Annotated in this window: 1 protein-coding gene and 1 pseudogene; both read right to left on the bottom strand. The window is 69.6% G+C overall.

Features of this window, described 5'->3' with window-relative positions:
* Positions 1 to 297: pseudogene (locus AC1DWF_RS33225) on the bottom strand (hypothetical protein); the annotation flags it as partial.
* Positions 294 to 859: class I SAM-dependent methyltransferase (locus tag AC1DWF_RS33220; protein ID WP_476842760.1), on the bottom strand; the 566-nt coding region annotated here is incomplete at its 5' end. The gene AC1DWF_RS33220 and the pseudogene AC1DWF_RS33225, both read right to left, overlap by 4 nt.

Here is an 859-nt window from a genome sequence, read left to right as displayed (position 1 = left end):
CGCTCCCTTGGCTGTGGAGCCGGGCAGGGTCCAGGCCAGATGGTCGGTCGCCAGCACCCGCGAAGCGCCGCGGCGTTTGGCGGCCAGGCTGAAGGCGCCGTTCCAGGCGCCGACCTCGATCACCTCGGCGCCGTCGAGGTTGATCGGCCCGAACAGCGCCTGTTCCATCTTCGCGAGGTCCGCCTCGCCCCGGACGCCCGGCGTCACGAGGTCCGGGCGCAGGCGGATGCTCTGCAGCCAGCGATGGGAGGCGACGGCGGTGGCCAGCTCGGCGTCGGGAAGGGCCATGTTGGTCAAGCCCGCACCTGGGCCGCGAGGGCGGGAACCATGCCGGGCGCATCCAGCTCCCGCCACTCGGTGCCGAAGCCGGCCGTGAGCGCAGGATCGGCCTCGGGCGTCATGCAGGCGTAGATGCCGCGGGTCATCGGCGTGCCCGGTGGAGTGGGGTAGTGGCGGTACAGGATCCGGGTGAAGCCGAGCTGCTGCAGCAGGTGCAGCATCAGCGCGGGGTTCGGGCCCCACCAGTTGGTGGGATCGTTGTTCAGGGTCGCGCCGGGGTAGAAAACCATGCCCGGCTGGGTGCGGTCGGCCAGGTCCTGATGCGTCTCGATCAACAGGAGCTGGCCGGTGACGGAGCGCACGCGCTGCATCACGTCGATCGGATCGAAGAGGTGGTAGAAGACGCCGAGGAACATCACGATGTCGAAGTTGCCGAGCTGCGGCGTGATCTGTGTCGGGTCAATCAGCAGCATCTCGACGTCGAGGCCGAGCTCGTCGCGCGCCAGCTCGAAGGTCTCCTGGCCGCGGAACCTGGGATGGGTCCAGGTGAAGCTGTCGGTCGCGAGAACCCGCGCCGCGC

It is taken from the genome of Aminobacter sp. P4_D5, from assembly GCF_056401815.1.
This window is presented reverse-complemented; position numbering and strand designations above follow the sequence as displayed.